Consider the following 17,516-nt stretch of genomic DNA (forward strand, 5'->3'; position numbering starts at 1 on the left):
GCATCCGGACATCGGCGCGACCTCGGTCGCGACGATGTTTCGGTTAAGCGGGCGAGCCGAAACAATTATAGCGTTCGGGGGGAGCCTTGCTTAGCGTGATCGCCGCCATTCTGGTCCCTGCCCGTGTCGGCGTCGCGCCGGAGCTTCGACGGGGACACACCGAGCTCGCCGGGCATGGGATCCGTCGGCGGCGGTCCCGCCTCATGACCAGCCTGCTCTTCGTTGCCATCCTGGTTCTGGCCGCCGCATCACCTTCGCAGGCGCTGGCCGCATCGCTCGATGGCGCCAGCCTTCGCCCACAATGGGCGCTCCCGTTTGCCGGCATGCTGCTGTCGATCGCGATATTCCCGCTCGCAGCGCCCCATTTCTGGGAGCACCACCAGGGCAAGATCGCCGCCATGTGGGCCGCCCTGATCGTGCTGCCGCTTGCAATCTGGTACGGCCCGCTTCCAACCATCCAGGCGCTCGTTCATACCGCCCTGCTGGAATATATCCCGTTCATTCTGCTGCTCCTCGCTCTGTTCACCGTCGCCGGCGGAATCGTGGTGCGTGGCAATCTTCACGGCTCCCCGGTTCTGAATACACTGCTGCTCGCCATGGGCACTCTGATCGCGAGCGTCATCGGCACGACCGGCGCGTCGATGGTCATGATCCGGCCGGTGATCCGCGCCAATGACGACCGCCGCCATAACGCGCATGTCGTCATCTTCTTCATCTTTCTGGTGTCCAACATCGGCGGCTCACTCTCGCCTTTGGGTGATCCGCCGCTGTTTCTGGGATTCCTGCGCGGCGTGGACTTCTTCTGGACGACGACACATCTGTTCCCTCAGACCACGTTCGCGGCCTGGATTCTGCTCGCCCTCTTCTTTTGCATCGATGCTTATCTGTATCGCAAGGAAGGCCGCGTCAAACCCGACCCAACTCCCGACAATCCCTTGCGGATCAGCGGCGGCCTCAATTTCGTTCTGATGGGCGTCATCGTCGCCGCGATCCTGTTCAGCGCCAAGTTCGACCTCGGCGGGTTCGACATTCTCGGCACGCACCTTCAAGTGCAGAACCTGGTCCGCGATGCAATCATGATCGGCGTCGTGTTCGCATCCCTCGCTGCCACGTCAAAAGAGGATCACGACGCGAACGGCTTCTCTTGGGGCCCCATGATCGAAGTGGCCAAGCTATTCGCCGCCATTTTCATCACCATCATTCCCGTGCTTGCGATCCTCAACGCGGGCCGATCCGGCGCGTTTTCCTCCGTCGTGAACATGGTCACCAACGCCGACGGCACGCCGAACAATGCCGCATATTTCTGGTTGACCGGCCTGCTCTCATCCTTCCTCGACAATGCACCGACCTATCTGGTCTTCTTTGAACTTGCCGGAGGCGACGCCAAGCATCTGATGACGAATGGCGCCTTGACCCTTGCCGCGATCTCTGCAGGTGCCGTGTTCATGGGCGCAAACTCCTACATCGGCAACGCGCCCAACTTCATGGTTTACGCGATCGCGCGATCCGGCGGCATCGCAATGCCGGGCTTCTTCGGTTACATGGCTTGGAGCTCCGCGCTGCTGCTGCCTGTATTCGCATTAGTTACGCTCGTCTTCTTCAGGTAACGCGACCGCGGAACGAGGCCGAACTGGCCGGAAATTAACGCCGGGTTAACGTAATTCTTTAGCTCCTTAAGTCACCTCTTAAGGATTTGTTGCCAGAGATAGACAATGCAGAAGGCCCGCGTCCGGCGTGGGTAGGAATCGTGTTGCTTGATGAGTAACCCCGCTGAAAAGCCCGAGGTTGTACAGCTTCCGGCCGAGCCGGTGAGCGCTCCATCGGCGAGCAGCCGAAGGGCTGCGGCGCAGCGGGTGCGCGAGGCGCGCGACAAGTTAACATCGACCAGCGGGACCCGGCCCGCCTTCGACGCCGAGATGCTGCGCCAATACGCCCAGACCCGGCTGTCGGCTTCCTATGTCGTGATGCTGCTGGTGGTCGCGACCGGCGTGCTGTTCGGGCTGTGGATGCAGCCGATCCCGGCCGCCGCCTGGACCGCGGGCATGCTCTGCATTCACGGCGCCATGATCCGCAGTTGCCGGCGGTTCCTGACCGAGCCCAGCTCTCCAGCCGCGACGCGGGCATGGCGGACGCGCTTCGTCGTGCTCGACCTGCTCTATGGCCTGTGCTGGATGGCGATCCTGATCCATCCCCTGCTCGACCTGGTCACGGAAACGCTGATGATGTTCCTGATGCTGCTGGTGATCGCAGTATCGAGCATGCTCGCCGCCAATCTGCCAATCGCAGCCCTTGCCGCCACCGCGCCGGTCGCGGTCGCGATGGCGCTGAGCTTCGCGATGACCGGCTCCCTGGACAATTACGTCCTGGCTGCGCTCGCGCTCGGCGCCGAAGGCTACTTCGTGCTGCTGGCGCATCGCCTGCACTCCTCCACCTTCGCCACGCTGGAAGCACGCGCCGAGAAGGACGCGCTGATCGGCGAGCTCGAACAGGCCAAAGCGATCTCGGATGAAGCCCGCCACCGCGCCGAATCCGCCAACGTCGCCAAGTCGCGCTTCCTCGCGCAGATGAGCCACGAGCTGCGGACGCCGCTCAATGCCATCCTCGGCTTCTCCGAGGTGATGAAAAGCGAGATCTTCGGCGCGCATGCGGTGCCGGTCTACAAGGAGTACTCCGCGGACATCCATAATTCCGGCGTGCACCTGCTCAACCTCATCAACGAGATCCTCGACCTGTCGCGGATCGAGGCCGGCCGCTACGAGCTGAACGAGGAAGCGGTGTCGCTGGTCGGCATCGTCGCCGACTGCCATCATCTGATGAAGCTGCGTGCCTCGAGCCGCGGCATCACCATCCACGAAGTGTTCGAGCAGGCCATGCCGCGGCTCTGGGCAGACGAGCGCGCGATCCGCCAGGTCGTGCTCAACCTGCTCTCCAACTCGATCAAGTTCACCCCGCAGGGCGGCGAGATCTGGCTCAAGGCCGGCTGGACCGCCTCGGGCGGACAATATCTCTCGGTGAAGGATACCGGTTCCGGCATACCCGAGGACGAGATCCCGGTCGTGCTCGCCTCGTTCGGCCAAGGCTCCAACTCGATCAAGTCGGCCGAACAGGGCGCCGGCCTCGGCCTGCCGATCGCCAAGAATCTGATCGACCTGCATGGCGGCACGTTCACGCTGAAATCCAAGCTGCGCATCGGCACCGAGGTGATCGTCACCTTCCCGCCGGAACGCGTGATGAGCGCGCTTGCGCCGCTGTCGGACGATTCTCCACCGCTCCAACCGGAGAGTGCCGCACTGCCCGACGAGAAGCGCCGGCCCCGCAACAAGCCGATCATGAGCGCAGGTACGGGCTCTTAACCAGATGCTTGCAGACATGTCCGACAATCCCCCACTATGTCCGAATGAGCAAAGAAACGCCGTGTGTCGCCGTCTGCATGATCGATCCCAGGACCAAGCTATGCTTCGGCTGCGGCCGGACCTTGCCCGAGATCGCGCGCTGGCACGCCATGGAAAGCGCCGACCGGCTCGCGCTCATGGCCCGGTTGCCGGCCCGCATGACGGAAGCGGGACTTGTGCCGATCGCGGGATCGCCGAAAAGCACCTGAATGGCCTGCGCGCCCGCGGAGGCGCGCAATGATCCGCCTCCTCCTCGTTCTCGTCATGCTCGCCGGCACGGCAGGTGCGGTCGTCGCCTATGGCGATCCCGAGCAGATCGCCCGCGCCAGCCACAAGGTCTCACACATTTTTCGCGCACAGACGACGGCGCCGCCTGCCCCCGCCGTGCAGATCCCCCGCGGCCAGGGCGGCGAATTTGCGCTGCGGGCGAAGATCAATGGTGTCGCGGCGCCGATGGTGATCGATACCGGTGCGACTTCGGTCGTGCTGACCTGGGAAACCGCGAAAGCCATCGGACTGCCGCTCGAGATGCTCGAATACGACGTCGATCTCGAAACCGCCGGCGGCTATACCAAGGCGGCCCGCCTCACGCTCGACCGCCTCTCCGTTGGCCATCTCGTTGAAAAATCAGTGCCGGCCCTCGTCGTCCAGCGGGGGCAGATGAAGACCAACCTGCTCGGCATGAGCTTCCTCGATCGCCTGGAGAGCTGGGGCGTCCGCGCCGACAAGCTGATGCTCACGGGCTATCCCGAACTTCAGAGCGCCCACCGCCGCTCCCGCACGGCGATCGACTAAAGCGCGATGCGATGGGATAAATAGCCATCGCGCTTAAGCTCGTTGTTCAAGCATGATCTCCGCGCAAACGCGTTCCGCGTTTGTCGCGAGGGGAAACCGCTGCGCACCTTTCCGGATCATGCTTTAGCCGAGTTACGCCGCCTCGGCCGGCGCACGCGCACCGACGCGCGCGATCGCATCGCGTAGCACCTCGAGGCCCGCGCCCGGCTTCACGCCCTGCTCGGCGAGATGGCGGCGGAAGGCCCTTGCGCCGGGCACGGCATGGAATGCGCCGACGAAATGCCGTGTGATCGCATGCAGCCGCGTGCCGCGCGCGAGGTGCAGCTCGATATAGGGCATCATCGCCGCGAGCGCGTCCTGCATGGATCCATGCGGGGGCGCCTCGCCGAAGATATCGGAATCGACAGCGAGCAGCCGCCACGGCTCCTGATAGGCGGCGCGGCCGAGCATCACGCCATCGACATGTTCGAGATGCGCCTTCGCCTCATCGATACCGGGAATGCCCCCATTGATGATCACGGGCACGCCGGGCATGGCACGCTTGAGGCGATAGACACGCTCATAGTCGAGCGGCGGGATGTCGCGGTTCTCCTTTGGAGACAAACCGTTGAGCCAAGCCTTGCGGGCATGCACGATCAGAGCGTCGCAGCCGGAAGCGACCACGGCGCGCGCAAGCGCATCAAGCGCAACCTCCGGATCCTGATCGTCAATGCCGATACGGCACTTCACCGTGACGGGAACGGCGACTGCGCGCTTCATGGCTTCCACGCACCTCGCCACCAGCTCCGGTTCCGCCATGAGGCAGGCGCCAAAACGACCATCCTTCACGCGATCGGACGGGCAACCGACGTTGAGATTGATCTCGTCATAGCCGAACGCCTCGCCGATCGCCGCCGCCTGCGCGAGCTCCCGCGGATCCGAGCCACCAAGTTGAAGCGCGACCGGATGCTCGATCGCGTCGAACCCGAGCAGCCGCGCCCGGTCGCCATGAATGATGGCGCCGGTCGTCAGCATCTCGGTGTAAAGCAGCGCCCGCCGCGTCAGGTGACGATGGAACACCCGGCAGTGCCGGTCAGTCCAATCCATCATGGGTGCCACAGAAAAGCGATAGTGTTGCGATTCCAATGATTTACCTTACACTCTCAATGGGATGAAGCACGAACGTGTGCACTCCAAACTAGCCGAAACTGCACACGTTTGTACCCGTTTTGACCTCTCGGTGCACACATAGTGCACACGAAAGCCGGAGTGCACACGCGTGGCGACCTTCACTCAATTGGCATCCGGAAACTGGCGCGTCCAAGTCCGCCGCAAGACACGTTATGTGGCTGAGACCTTCCGACGGCGCAAGGACGGCGAAGAATGGGCGCTCGAAATGGAGCGCAACATTGACCGCAACGGATCGTCCAAGCCGCGCGTGACCCGGAACGTTCACACGTTTGCGATCTGGTTGACCTGCACGACGACGACATGCGCGAAGTCGGCAAGCCCCCTCGCCGATCAAAAGCTGCTGTGATGACCTCGCTGAAAACTGAGCTCGGCAGTGTAAAGCTGACCGCGCTCAATCGAGAGCGGTTGATCGAGTTCGGAAGAAAGCGCGCCAAGCAAGGCGCCGGCCCCGCGACGTTGGCGATCGACATGTCCTTCATCCGCACAATCATAACGCACGCCGCCGCCGTGCACGGTATTGAGGTCTCAGCCGAAGAAACACGCCTCGCACGTGTCGCGTTAACTCACCTCAATCTGGTCGGAAAGAGCAAAGAGCGCGACCGACGGCCCACGCAAGATGAACTCGAAGAACTCATCGAATACTTCGAGACAAATCGTCGGCAATTCATACCGATGGGGCGGATCGTGAGATTTGCCGTCGCAACGACATTGCGCCAGGAAGAGATCTGCAAACCCGAGTGGCCGCTGGTTGACATGAAAAAACGACTGGTGGTTATTCAGGACAGAAAGGACCCGAGGAATAAGGATGGAAACGACCAGAAAGTGCCTTTGCTCAACCTACCTAATGGGCTATGATGCGTGGGAGGTCGTGCTACAGCAGCGAATTGTGACGCGAGGCTACGGGCGGGTCTTTCCCCATAACCATAGGTCCGTAAGTGCCGGGCATGCGATGAACTCAAGATCGAAGACTTGCACTTCCACGATGCGTCACGAGGAACGAGCCGTCTGTTCGAAGCGAGGCGCGTCCTCGCATCTGAAAGCCGTGGGGATCGTCGACCTTGCCGCGCATCCCGGATCTGAAGCTCCGTAACTGTTTGATGAGATATTCTGAGTGCTGCCCCGTCAAATTTGGTGCGAACATCTCGTCGCGGCCTTGAGCTCCATTGCCATGACAGCCGGCGCAGGTCGTAAAGAAAGCCCTGCCTCGCTGTGCGTCAGCCGCCATGAACGCTTCTAGTACCGTACCGCTGTCGATGTATTCCTCGAAACGGACGATCTTTCCGTTCGCCACCTTCCAGAGATGGAGATTATTCACAACGTAGTGCTCTCCCGTCTCCTTGACCGTACTTTCCTCGGTGCCCGGCACCGCCACCTGATCTCCCGACGCGATGAACTCACGTTGACTAGCCCCGGGTTCGGTGAGAGTGTCATCGACCTTCACGAAGAAGTCCGCGACCCCATCCGGTCCCTTGCGCACCCCTGCAAACGGAAGCGCATACTCCGGACCATAATAGGTCCACGTCGCATCGGGCGCGATGAGGCTCTTGATCTTTTCCATATCGCCGACATCAAAGGCCGCGTAGAGCGCCTTGACGACTGCCACGGGACTGTCCTGATCTTCGGATTTGGCGACCGTCGCCCACCCAGCTAGCATTGCGAAGACAAGCATCGCTCCGATTCGGAAGGGCGCACGCATCGCGCTAGGCGATATCGATCCGGCCGCGGTTGACCGTACGGCAGAAGCAATCAGGCGCGGTGGTCACACCGCCCTCGCCTTGGTCTGGGATTTTGCCGATCTCTTGGTCACTGAAGCGCGTGTCGGCAGATCGAGGCTGAACTCGGCCAAGTCGACATCCTCCTCGCGCCGAAGCCGGTCGAGCAGCTGCAGCACGACGGCCTGCACCGAGAAATCCAGCGCGCAATAGGCTCATCGAGCGCCAGCAAACGCGGCCTGCACGCAATAGCGCGGGCAATGCCGATACGTGCGCGGCAGATCGCTTCGACTTCTCCGCTGATGGGTGAGACTCATCTGGCTCTCCCAAATCCGAATCTCGACCAATATTTGATTCTCATGCTCCAACAGCCGCGACCAACTGACTTAGTAGAAGTAACGTCTGCTGCGCGTCAAACCGGCCTTTAGATCCCGCCCACACGAAGGTGCGATCTAACCTGCAAAACGGATGTCACCATTCAGAGGGGCTCTTCTGGTTCATGCCGGCGGAGGTCCTGCCGAGCGGCAGGCTTAGCCGGAGGCACTGGATCTCCGCCGGGCGGTTGTCGGCCTGCGCATGCTCACCATTGCTGGGGAACCATATGTGTGTTGGCCGGTTGGCTTGCTGTTGAGCTGACGCTCAGGAGAGCAGTTCGACAAACCGGCATGTGTTCTAGAGCCGGGGCATCCGTCGGGGGCGATCCCATGATGGACCACACCACCAGAGTAGGCAATCGCTTGCTAGCAACGTTGCCGCCAGCAGATTTTTCTTTGCTGGCGCCTCATCTGCGGAAAGTCAAAATCGAACGCGATTCCGTGCTGATCCGATCGGGCGATCGGATCGAACATATTCTCTTTCCCTTGAGCGGCGCGATCGCCGCTATCGTGGAGCTGCCGAACGGGCAAACTGTTGCCGCAGCGATAATCGGCCATGAGGGGGCTGTGGGTCTGACGTCAGCGCTTGGAGCATCCCACTCGCCTGCGACGGCGATCGTTCGCCTGTCAGGGTCTGCGCTGCAGATCTCGCCGGTGCAGTTTCTGGCAGCGCAACATCGCAGCCCTTCAATCACATCCATGGTGCAGGTCTCCACGAGATCGTTGTTGACGCAGCTTCAGCACGTGGCGGCCTGCAATGCACTGCATTCTGTCGAAGCTCGCCTGGCGCGCTGGCTGCTTCACATTCACGATCGAGCGAATGGAAGCGATCTTCTCCCGCTGACCCAGGAAACATTGTCGGAATTGCTGGGCGTCCGCCGCACCACAGTCACACATGTCGTGAGCACAATGCGCGCATCAAGAGCGCTGAAATCCAATCGGCGCGGCCAGCTCGAGATTGATCGACCGCGGCTCGAAGCGTTGGCATGCGAATGCTACAGAGTCATGAGCCGCGAGATCGATCGGATAGTTTCACAGGGCGCGCTCGGGCTAGCTCGCGGGGGGCGAGCGCGCGGCGACTTGCCTGCTAGCCGAAGAGCCGGGACAAGCTCTTAAAGCCCGTTTGCTTTCGCGAACGAAACGTGCGCACCTTTGCAGTTCCGCAAAACCTGCGCGAGACCCCGTCGTGACAATCGCCCAGTCCTGCGCGCGGAAGCGAGCTCAAGAACTTTGCAGCTTTGGGGCTGGCTCCCGGCCGAAGCCAACTAGAGACATCCCTCATTTCATCCTCCCTGCGGTGCTCGTTACACCGGACCTATTGGGACCAAGGAGCGCAGGCACGAGCTTTGCCTCTGCGAAGCCAGAACGGCCGCTCGCGGTCCGAAATGGGCTAAGGGACCTGCCGCCTTGCGCAGCTCGCGCTGACGACTTTCCTCTCGACCTACCCGCTCTCTGAGCTTCTCAAGCTCGGCGAGTTGGGAGACAAGCGCTTCGAGACGCTCTCGAAGGAGAGCCCCGGGATCGCCGGCTTGAAAGTGGCTATTCATGACGCGCCTCCTGATCGACGTTCTTGGGAAGAAGTCGCCCAACTTCGAGAGTCGGGAAAATTATGCAATTCCAGGACACCCGCACTAACATTTGGCAAGTTGCGTTCGCAAAAGAGCTGCGGCGGTGCGTCAAGAGGCCGCTCGGCTGTTTAGATCTGCTTTCGGCCAGTGTTCAGCGCGCCGGAGCAAAGGGCCCAGCCTTGCCTAGCCGTATAGCGCCCACAGCCTCGCCGGGCTGAGAGGCTCCTACCGGCCGGTCTCGGTCGCACTGGAAATGCGAGTATTAGCTCCGGGGCAATCGGCCTTTCGCTTGTCCTCGTTCTCTTCTGCGCAATCGACCCCACCATTTGCGCTTGGAATTCCAGAGCTGCCGCCGGTTGCGAAGGGCCCTTTGGCATTGCCTCCGCCAGGACCGGACCCGCTGCTACCCCCGGATCCGCCGCCGGATGTCCCTCCGGCACGAGAAGATCCGGCAGGACGACCGCCAGGTGATCCCCCACCCCCTGATGATCCGCCGCTGGAGCTCGCCGGCCCGGTCGCGGACGACCGATCATTGTCGAAGAACGATTGACTGCTGTCGCTATGCCTCGCCGCGTGCAGACCGCCCGAACGTGCAATGGCTTTTGAGGTCAGGGAGGTGGACAGAAGCAGCGTCATAACAGGGGGCGTCACGGTTGCAAATCTTCCGCAGGTTTTCAAAAACGCCCGCCGATCATCGTTTTCGTTGCCGTCTCGGGTCACGACGCCGGCAAGGTGCGCTGAGGAATCGGGCAGAACGGCGGAAAGTGCCGGCGTTACGGCCGGGACACGCACGTTCAGCAACCTCCATTAGGACAAGAAAATTAGTGGTTGAGAGTTAATTTAATATATAATAATGTTTTAAATCGGACGCTCCGGCTACCTGGCGAGTTGGCGTCCGCTTCACAACAACCAGGTCGCGATCAAGATTGGCGGATCGCCCTTTCGAACGTTGGCCGAGGCCGAAGGGGCCTGCCGCGACATGATTGAGCATCTGGCCCCGGGATAGACCGGCCCACACGCACACTCCCGAAGGCGCCAGACGTACCCGTCAATTCGCGCTGGCCGGATTCTGACGCAACAGATCAAGGGAATCCAGCTCACCCGGCGCTGCATGCAGTTCGCTTCGCGAAATCGCCAAAGCCGCGAGAACCGTACGATTGCTGATATCCAGCTTCTGGAAGATATGATGAAGGTGGACCTTGATCGTGCCGTCGGAAAGATTCAACCGACGCCCAATCTCCTTGTTCGATAGCCCCTCCGATACGAGCCGCATGATCTGCCGCTCCCGGTCAGTTAGTTGTGTCAGGGGCTTCACACCGGCCCGGGGGTCATCGCTGACCGGCCCAGTGCTCGGCGAGGCCGCCGCTTGGCCTTGGGCTGTTTTCCGCAGGGTTGCGACCAGCATCTCGACGTCCGAATCCTTCGAGAGGACGATGCAGGGGCCATCCAAGGCCAGCCTTTGCAACTCACTGTCGCCCATAATACCGGTGAAGAAGATTATCGGAGCACGTGGGTCGACCTCGTTTGCAGGGGCGAGGATCTGCCGTCGATTGAAGTCGGGCAGTGCAGCATCGACAAGCGCGACGTCCGGCGTAAGAAATCGAATTGCCTCGATACAGCTTGCGCCATTGCTGCAAGAAGCAACGACCGCAAAATCATGCTGCGCCGCAAGAACGCTCCTGATCCCTTGCAAGACGATCGGGTGTCGATCAGCGATGACAATTCTGATACGGCGCATGCTTCCCTTGCCTGTTGCTATCAACCCCGCTTGCGGCCGCTTAATCCGACCCTCCTTTTGAGACGCGCGAGATATAACCGTTAAGCTCCGTCATAACGTCGCAGGATCTCAGGCCTGAGACAGCACCGGGCGGCAACGCTTGATGGCCACGCTACCGTAGCTCGCTCAGAGAATGAGTGCAGCACCGTAACAATGCGGTGCTCGACGCAAAACTTAAAACCGCGAATTCTTCGAGGATAGTGACTTTTCGTCTGCAATTTTTGATAGCCGCGATCTTACAATTCACTCCAAGGATGTCATTAAGCTACTGTTCGGAGCATTACTATTATGGTCAACATCCAACTAACTTGGCTAGAGCCGGATATTACCAACGATATATAGGGACATTCACGATTCAAATCTAACATTCGACGAAGTTTCACTGAGCGAGGGCCGTTCATGAAGGCCCCCCGCGGAAAGAGAGGTGAAAACGTATTACTATTCATCAATGCAACGACTGGGAATCAAGGACAGACCAAGGCTGCGGTTGATCGCAGCCCGTGTAGTACCAATGAAGTGCCGCGCTTGAAGCTGAATTTCGTCATGTCAGCAATTTCAATGAAAAGCACGGTCGTCGTTGGCCATGAGTAGGTGGTCACATGTATTCTTCGGCAGTTTTGCGTCAAACACATAAGGCCCTTATCGTTCAATTCACCGAATTGCAGAACTTACGTAATCGCGTGTTGAAAGCTGAGCAGCGATTGCTTGAGCCCAAGCGACGAGCCTCCGGACGGAGGGTGCTTGGGAAGCGACCGCGCCGTCGGGGACGCAGTCTCAACCGCTAGCACCAAGTACTGCGCTGCACACGAGCGTCAGCGCGGGCGCGGATCGCGCTTGCCCAACCCTGGTATGACCTGATAATCCCCCTCCGCTTCGATTCGAAAGTAGCTGGGGACGGCTTCCATGGAGAAGGGTGACTGGGCCAACTTGGCCACAGCGGAGCTGTGGCGGCTTTACGATGAGGTCACGACCCTTCTCAGTCGCAGGATGACCGCGGAAAAGGCCAAGCTCGAAGAGCGGCTGCGCAAGATTGAGGGGACCGCCGCTTCGTCCCCAAACCGGGAACGTCAGCGCCGCCCCTACCCCCCGGTGCTACCGAAATATCAGAACCCGAAGAACCCGTCAGAAACCTGGTCCGGTCGCGGCAAGCAACCTCGATGGCTCAAAGCGCAGCTACGAGCTGGTAAGAAACTAAACGATCTCTTGATCGATCGCTCGTCCGCACAAAGGCGGCGCCGGACCGGCTGAGCCTCTGACCGTCACGGGCACGCCGGTGTCAGGACCGGGGATTTTAGCGAGTACCATCCTCTTTGCCGTTGGGGGTGCCGTCGCCACCACCGTTGCCCTTACCATTATTGCCCTGCACAATCTTTCCGCCAGAGCTGGCAATGGCGGTTGAGGTCAAAGAGGTCGAAAGCAGCAAAGTCATCACGGGCGGAGTGACGGCGGCAAATTTTCCGCAGCTCCTCAAGAACTCACGTCGGTCGTCACGGTCGCTGTCGAATTGGCTCATCGGCGCCATCCTGCGATTGTCGGACTTAAAAATAAGCGAATTCTAATGCGCCGCAAGTTAAATATGTTAATCTCCAGATATAAATTGCCAGCCTATCGGAAGCGACGCTGCCGTTGCGCACACGGCTGGAGGTGAATTCCTGGTCAAGTGCGGCCCGCAACGCCCCCGCAAGATGCGAGGGGCGACTTATACCATACGTGTTATACACACACGGCACGTTTGACTCTTTTAAATTAGAAACATTATAATTTTAATTCCTCAAATGAGGTGCATCACTCTTTGGCCGCCGCCTTTGTCGCAAACGAGCCTAGAGCAGCCACGGCACATCCGCAAAAACGACCCCTACTCTCAACTGGCGAAGGAAGCAGTCCATGATCGGAGCCGAGGCCGATGCAGCATTCGGGCAGTTTCGATCTGGCTTCGACACCGCCTTGCGACCGGGATTCTCATTGCCGCGTATGGGCGCCCTGATGAGCCGAGCCCTTACCGGAACCCTCCTGGACCTTTCGGAACTAACGGTTCTCACCGAGGCGGCGACGGGCGCGTATGCCGTGACGGCCGTTCTCGCATCGATGGCCGGAGCCAGGCACGTCTATGCCTTCACGAGAACCACGCCACACGGCACCTCGGCTGAAGCCAGGGAACAGACCCTAAAGCTCGCAGATTCGGTCGGTGTTGCCCATCGCATTGAGGTCTTGGAGCAGATCACCCCGGATATCCTCCACCAGACGGATATCGTAACCAATAGCGGCCACCTTCGGCCTCTTACCGCTGCGCTCATTGATGAGCTGCCAAAGGACGCCGTTATCGCCTTGATGTTCGAGGCCTGGGAATTTCGCCCCAAGGACCTCGACATGCAAGCATGCCTGCGGCGCGGAATTCCGATCGTCGGCGTGAACGAACGCCATCAGTCAGTCGATGTCTTCTCGTTTCTCGGTCCGCTATGCGTGAAGCAACTGCACGATTGCGGTTTATCCGTTTACAAGAATCGCATTGCTGTGCTGTGTGACAATGAGTTTATTGGCTCGCTTCGCTCCGGTCTCGCCTGTTATGGAGCAAGTGTGGAGGTCTTCCACGACGTCCGGGCTGTGTTTCGGGACCAGTGGGATGCAATCATCGTTGCGCTGCGACCGACGGCTGAGCCTCGTATCGGTTCGCCGGAAGCAGCTCACCTCGCTGCGTGCGCGCCCGCTGGTGCCATTGTCGTGCAGTTCTGGGGCGATGTAGATCGATCCGCATTGTCAGCAAATGGCCTGGGCGTTTGGCCAACAGAGCCTCCGGGACCGGGGCATATGGGCATTCTGCTGTCGGAGATCGGCCCTGAACCGATCGTGAGATTGCAGGCAGGCGGACTACGCGCTGCCGAGTGGGTTCGGCGCAGCAGAACTGTTTCGTCTGATGGACTCGCGCAACTCGTTACGCAGCATTCCGGTCAACCGCCTATTTGCTAGGCCTTCGCCTCGATGAGCTCGATGAGCGTGAGCGTTGCGGAGGCTAGAAACACTATGCGGCGCTTGTCGAACGCAACTGCGGGCGCAGGTGAGGATACCGGAAGATATTGCTGCGCCCTGAAGCAGGCGATCGCTTCGTCGAGGCGAGCCACTTCGTAGGCAAGATGGTAAAATTTACTGCCGCGCTTCAGGACCCCCGCCACGGGGGATTCTGCGCCGGCCGGCTCAATGAGCTCCAGGCGCGGACCGCCGCCTGATACGAATTGAATGCGAACCTGCTGGATCTGGTCCTCAAACATAGGTCCTTCGGGACTGTAGCCAGCCACCGCCAGTTCGGGCAACTCCGCCGCGATGTTTCGGCACGCCATTCCCACATGATGAAAATGCAACTCCATCTGCTGTTCCTCTCGTCCTTGGCCCGTTCGGCCGGACTAGAAAGACCGGGATTGTCGATCCTCGCGCGCAGGTAATCGACAGGAAATTTCCTCCGGTGCTGCGCAGTCCGGACGAGGCAAAGGATCCATGATCCAGGCGCTGTCATGGGGTGCCCAGGAGCAGCTCCCAACTCCAGGCGTGAATCCGCCGCCTCGGGAGCGCGAAGGGTTGCTCCTGCTGATCGTTGGCCGCTCGGACAATTTAACTTTCGCGCGCATCGAAGAGCAGCGCCGACCATGCCTGCTTCAACCGCGGATAATCTTCGCGCGACATTCGAAACGTGATCACGTCATCGCCGTTCCACCAAGCATTCGGTGCAATCTTTTCGATCTGGAAACCAAGGCGAATATGGAAGTTCTTTGCGGGCGCGTTCTTACTTTGCACTTTGGCGACGACGACCGAAAGTCCGAGCTGCTCGAATGCAAACGCAAATAGCAGGTCGAATATCTCTGCCAGGAAGAGACGCGCGCCGGGATCGACGATCAACCGCGCGACTTCGCCCTGTCTCGCCGCGAAATCCAGGTTGGCAAGCGCGATGCTGGCAGCCGGCTTCTTAGAGCGCTTGAATTCTGCAATGAAATAGTAGTCGTCCACCCTCGCCTGATATTTCCGGAAAAATTCTTCCTGCTGGGCCAAGGTCAGCTTTTCGCGGGTCAGGAACTTGCCGAGAATGGGATCGTTCCGCCAAGCGATGATTTGCGCGGAATCCTCCAGTCGGACCTCTCGCAGGAACAGGTTATTTCCTTCGGGAAGGCGTTTGAGATTCTCCGCCTTGGTGAAAAGCATGCCTGTGCTCGGCGGCTCCTGTCCCACGTGCGCCATCATGTATTTATTGCACCTTAACAAGACATTTAAATTTATTTAATTGACCCGAGCTTTACCATTATTTAATGTAGATGGCAATCAATCAAAATGATGCCGCTGTCCTCGATGGAGGCCACCATTCTCGCCGTTGCAGCCGTATTTCCGGACCAGCCCATCACTGATGCCGAGCTCAAATCCCTGGCGTTATCTGGCGATGTCGCGTTCTGGGGGCATCTCGTCGCCCGCTCGCGGCAAGCGTCGAGCTTTTCCGAGCTGTTCTTTCTGTCGACGCTCCGAAAAAAGGCGAAGCTCCATGCGCCCGATAGCGCCCGGCCACGACTCCGCCTCGCCTTGATTGGAGGCTACAACCTTTATCCGTTGCACGAGCTGGTCGAACATCTCCTGGCCATTCGTGGGGTCGAGTGCGAGCGCTTCCTCGGCGATTACAACAATTTCGTCTCGGAAATCCTCGACGGCTCGAGCCCACTCTACGCCTTCAAGCCGGATCTCGTCTTCATATTGCCGAACGCGAACCACTGCCGATTTTCCGGTTCGCTCCTCAATGCCGTGGAACATCAGCGCGAAGCCGCAATCGGCGCCGCCGAGCACCTCCTCAACCTCGCGCAGACTTTCACCGCACGCTCAGGCGCGGTGGTGATCCTCGCCAATTTTGCGCTGCCGGGCGATCTCGATCTCGGCTCGTTTCGGTCACGCACGCTTGGTGCCGATTGGAGTTTCCGAAAGGCGGTAAACCTCGAGCTCGGGCTCCGGGCCCCAACGGACGTGCAAATCTGCGACATCGAGTTCCTCTCGGCGCGCCGGGGAATCTCAGCCGCGGCGGACGCGCGAGCGTGGTATGAATCCAAGCAGCTCGGCTCACCTGACTTTCTGGTCGACATCGCGCAAGAGCTGAGCCATCTGATCGCCTCCCGGAAGCAAGGCCCCAAGAAGGTATTGGCAATCGATCTCGATCACACGCTGTGGGGCGGCGTGATCGCGGAAGACGGTGTCGAGGGAATCGAGCTCGGCGATTCCTCTCCTCGCGGCGAAGCTTTCAAGGCCTTCCAGAAGTACCTGCTTGGGCTTTCCCAGCGCGGCGTCCTGCTTGCGATATGCAGCAAGAACGATCATGAGCGCGCGGTCGAAGTTTTCGAGAAACATCCCGAGATGGTTCTCCGCCTGGAGCACTTCGCAGCCTTCAAGGCGAATTGGGACCCGAAATCCGACAACCTGCAGCGGATCGCGGATGAACTCGGCCTTGGTCTGGATAGCTTCGTGTTCGCCGACGACAACCCGGCTGAAATCGAGATTGTCCGTCAATTTCAGCCCCAGGTCGCAGGCGTTCTCCTCGGGCCAGACCCCGCCGAATTCATCAGCCGCCTGCAGGCCGGGCGACATTTCGAGCCACGGAACGTTACCGAGGAGGACCTCGAGCGGACGGCGCAGTACAGGCAAGAACGGCGACGTGCGGAGCTCGCGGCGAGCGTAACCGACATGCCGGCCTACCTCGCCTCGCTTGAGATGCGAGGCAGGATCAAGGAGTTCGATATCCTCGACGTCCCCCGCATTGCCCAGCTGGTCGCGCGCAGCAACCAGTTTAACCTGACGACGGTCCGTCGGTCCGAGACCGAGATCCAGGGACTTCTAGGAAGGCCGGACTACCGGTGCTTCACGATGCGGCTGGAGGATCGGTTCGGTGATTCTGGGCTCATCTCCGTAGTCATTGCCAAGATCGAGAACGGCGTCTTCATTCTCGATACCTGGCTCATGAGCTGCCGCGTGCTCAAGCGCCAGGTCGAGGACGCGATCATGAACGAGATATTTCGACTTGCAGAGGCAGCCGGTTGCGTGAAAGTGCGCGGCATTTATCTCCCGACTGCCAAAAACGGGATCGTCGCCGGAATCTACGAGGAATTCGGCTTCGCGCGTGGGAAAGACTCCGCCGCCAGAAAAGAATTCGAGCTCGAGGTAGAGAACTATCAGATGCGCTCGACAACGATCCGCGTGACCCGGAGGGCTTATGAAGCAGGCTGAGATATTGGCGAAGCTGCAGGAGGTGTTCGACGGGATATTCCTGGAGAAGGTCGCGGCCAAGCCCGAGCTCTCGGCGGCCGATGTCGAGGAGTGGGACTCGCTCATGCAGATCTCCCTCGTCATCGCCGTCGAGCAGAAGTTTCGCGTCCGATTTCGGGTTGGCGAGGTCGAGGCGGCGCGCAACTTGGGTGAGTTTGCCGATCTGATCGCGAAACGGATGGAGGCATAAGGGCTGGGACTCGGAGGTAAAACGCGGGAATCGCGGCGCGCCAGCTTTTGGTGTCGGCGTACGCCCGACCGATTCGCATAGCTTGCTCCCGCGACCGTTCGTCTGAGAGGGAGCGGAAGCCACGCCAACCAGCTTTTCATGAACTCAGAGGAAACCAGCAGCACATCCTTCAAGAGAAATCTACCTTCGCGCACGTGCTGATCGCTTCTAATTTTGGAAACTTCGATTTCGGCCGTTTGATTTGTCAATTCACCAACAGGAC

At 60.0% G+C, this 17,516-nt stretch carries 16 protein-coding genes and 2 pseudogenes; 10 read left to right on the top strand and 8 right to left on the bottom strand.

What is annotated here, in order from left to right:
• The first annotated feature begins 203 nt into the window (after positions 1-203).
• The 4 genes from RX330_RS23590 to RX330_RS23605 all read left to right on the top strand — a co-directional run bounded on the left by RX330_RS23590 (position 204) and on the right by RX330_RS23605 (position 4,187).
• The gene (locus tag RX330_RS23590; RefSeq protein ID WP_317239992.1) at positions 204-1,607 is read left to right on the top strand and encodes a sodium:proton antiporter; all 1,404 of its coding nucleotides are present in this window, start codon (positions 204-206) and stop codon (positions 1,605-1,607) included.
• Positions 1,608-1,757: 150 nt separating this feature from the next.
• Complete coding sequence (locus tag RX330_RS23595) at positions 1,758-3,353, top strand: sensor histidine kinase (protein ID WP_317239993.1); 1,596 nt, start codon at positions 1,758-1,760, stop codon at positions 3,351-3,353.
• 44 nt (positions 3,354-3,397) lie between these two features.
• Positions 3,398-3,601 carry a DUF1289 domain-containing protein gene (locus RX330_RS23600; protein WP_212092535.1) on the top strand — a complete coding sequence of 68 codons (204 nt, stop codon included), beginning with the start codon at positions 3,398-3,400 and terminating at the stop codon, positions 3,599-3,601.
• 28 nt (positions 3,602-3,629) lie between these two features.
• A complete protein-coding gene (locus tag RX330_RS23605) occupies positions 3,630-4,187 on the top strand; it encodes a TIGR02281 family clan AA aspartic protease (protein WP_317239994.1) in 558 nt (185 codons plus the stop codon).
• A 132-nt stretch (positions 4,188-4,319) separates the two neighbouring features.
• On the opposite strand, the gene dusA is transcribed toward RX330_RS23605, so the two are convergent.
• Positions 4,320-5,276 (bottom strand): tRNA dihydrouridine(20/20a) synthase DusA, encoded by a 957-nt coding sequence (dusA, locus tag RX330_RS23610; protein WP_317239995.1) that lies wholly within the window; start codon positions 5,274-5,276, stop codon positions 4,320-4,322.
• A gap of 381 nt (positions 5,277-5,657) precedes the next feature.
• Here dusA and RX330_RS23615 point away from each other — a divergent pair, with 381 nt between their 5' ends.
• A complete protein-coding gene (locus RX330_RS23615) occupies positions 5,658-6,212 on the top strand; it encodes a hypothetical protein (RefSeq protein ID WP_317239996.1) in 555 nt (184 codons plus the stop codon).
• Between the two features lie 100 nt (positions 6,213-6,312).
• Here RX330_RS23615 and RX330_RS23620 read toward each other — a convergent pair whose 3' ends face one another.
• Positions 6,313-6,960 carry a nuclear transport factor 2 family protein gene (locus RX330_RS23620; protein ID WP_317239997.1) on the bottom strand — a complete coding sequence of 216 codons (648 nt, stop codon included), beginning with the start codon at positions 6,958-6,960 and terminating at the stop codon, positions 6,313-6,315.
• A 219-nt stretch (positions 6,961-7,179) separates the two neighbouring features.
• A pseudogene (locus RX330_RS35790) lies at positions 7,180-7,346 on the bottom strand (ABC transporter ATP-binding protein); the annotation flags it as partial.
• A 427-nt stretch (positions 7,347-7,773) separates the two neighbouring features.
• Between RX330_RS35790 and RX330_RS23630 the strand changes: the two are divergent.
• Positions 7,774-8,559 carry a Crp/Fnr family transcriptional regulator gene (locus tag RX330_RS23630; protein WP_317239998.1) on the top strand — a complete coding sequence of 262 codons (786 nt, stop codon included), beginning with the start codon at positions 7,774-7,776 and terminating at the stop codon, positions 8,557-8,559.
• An 818-nt stretch (positions 8,560-9,377) separates the two neighbouring features.
• Here RX330_RS23630 and RX330_RS23635 read toward each other — a convergent pair.
• Positions 9,378-9,647: pseudogene (locus tag RX330_RS23635) on the bottom strand (hypothetical protein); the annotation flags it as partial.
• A 412-nt stretch (positions 9,648-10,059) separates the two neighbouring features.
• The gene (locus RX330_RS23640) at positions 10,060-10,749 is read right to left on the bottom strand and encodes a response regulator transcription factor (RefSeq protein ID WP_317239999.1); all 690 of its coding nucleotides are present in this window, start codon (positions 10,747-10,749) and stop codon (positions 10,060-10,062) included.
• A gap of 942 nt (positions 10,750-11,691) precedes the next feature.
• Between RX330_RS23640 and RX330_RS23645 the strand changes: the two genes are divergently transcribed.
• Positions 11,692-12,036 (top strand): H-NS histone family protein, encoded by a 345-nt coding sequence (locus RX330_RS23645; protein WP_317240000.1) that lies wholly within the window; start codon positions 11,692-11,694, stop codon positions 12,034-12,036.
• A 43-nt stretch (positions 12,037-12,079) separates the two neighbouring features.
• Here RX330_RS23645 and RX330_RS23650 read toward each other — a convergent pair whose 3' ends face one another.
• Complete coding sequence (locus tag RX330_RS23650) at positions 12,080-12,301, bottom strand: hypothetical protein (protein WP_375847664.1); 222 nt, start codon at positions 12,299-12,301, stop codon at positions 12,080-12,082.
• Positions 12,302-12,672: 371 nt separating this feature from the next.
• Here RX330_RS23650 and RX330_RS23655 point away from each other — a divergent pair, with 371 nt between their 5' ends.
• Positions 12,673-13,752, top strand: coding sequence for a hypothetical protein (locus tag RX330_RS23655; protein ID WP_317240002.1), 1,080 nt, complete (start codon positions 12,673-12,675; stop codon positions 13,750-13,752).
• On the opposite strand, the gene RX330_RS23660 is transcribed toward RX330_RS23655, so the two are convergent.
• Complete coding sequence (locus RX330_RS23660) at positions 13,749-14,147, bottom strand: VOC family protein (protein ID WP_317240003.1); 399 nt, start codon at positions 14,145-14,147, stop codon at positions 13,749-13,751. The genes RX330_RS23655 and RX330_RS23660 overlap by 4 nt on opposite strands.
• A 241-nt stretch (positions 14,148-14,388) precedes the next feature.
• Complete coding sequence (locus RX330_RS23665) at positions 14,389-14,973, bottom strand: GNAT family N-acetyltransferase (protein ID WP_317240004.1); 585 nt, start codon at positions 14,971-14,973, stop codon at positions 14,389-14,391.
• Between the two features lie 126 nt (positions 14,974-15,099).
• On the opposite strand from RX330_RS23665, the gene RX330_RS23670 reads away from it, so the two are divergent.
• Positions 15,100-17,025 (top strand): HAD-IIIC family phosphatase, encoded by a 1,926-nt coding sequence (locus RX330_RS23670; RefSeq protein ID WP_317240005.1) that lies wholly within the window; start codon positions 15,100-15,102, stop codon positions 17,023-17,025.
• On the top strand, positions 17,012-17,254 hold the full coding sequence (locus RX330_RS23675; protein WP_317240006.1) for an acyl carrier protein: 243 nt from the start codon (positions 17,012-17,014) through the stop codon (positions 17,252-17,254). The genes RX330_RS23670 and RX330_RS23675 overlap by 14 nt, the downstream gene beginning before the upstream one ends.
• Positions 17,255-17,516 lie beyond the last annotated feature (262 nt).

This window comes from Bradyrhizobium sp. NDS-1 (assembly GCF_032918005.1).
In the GTDB taxonomy this organism is placed as follows: Bacteria; Pseudomonadota; Alphaproteobacteria; order Rhizobiales; family Xanthobacteraceae; genus Bradyrhizobium; species Bradyrhizobium tunisiense.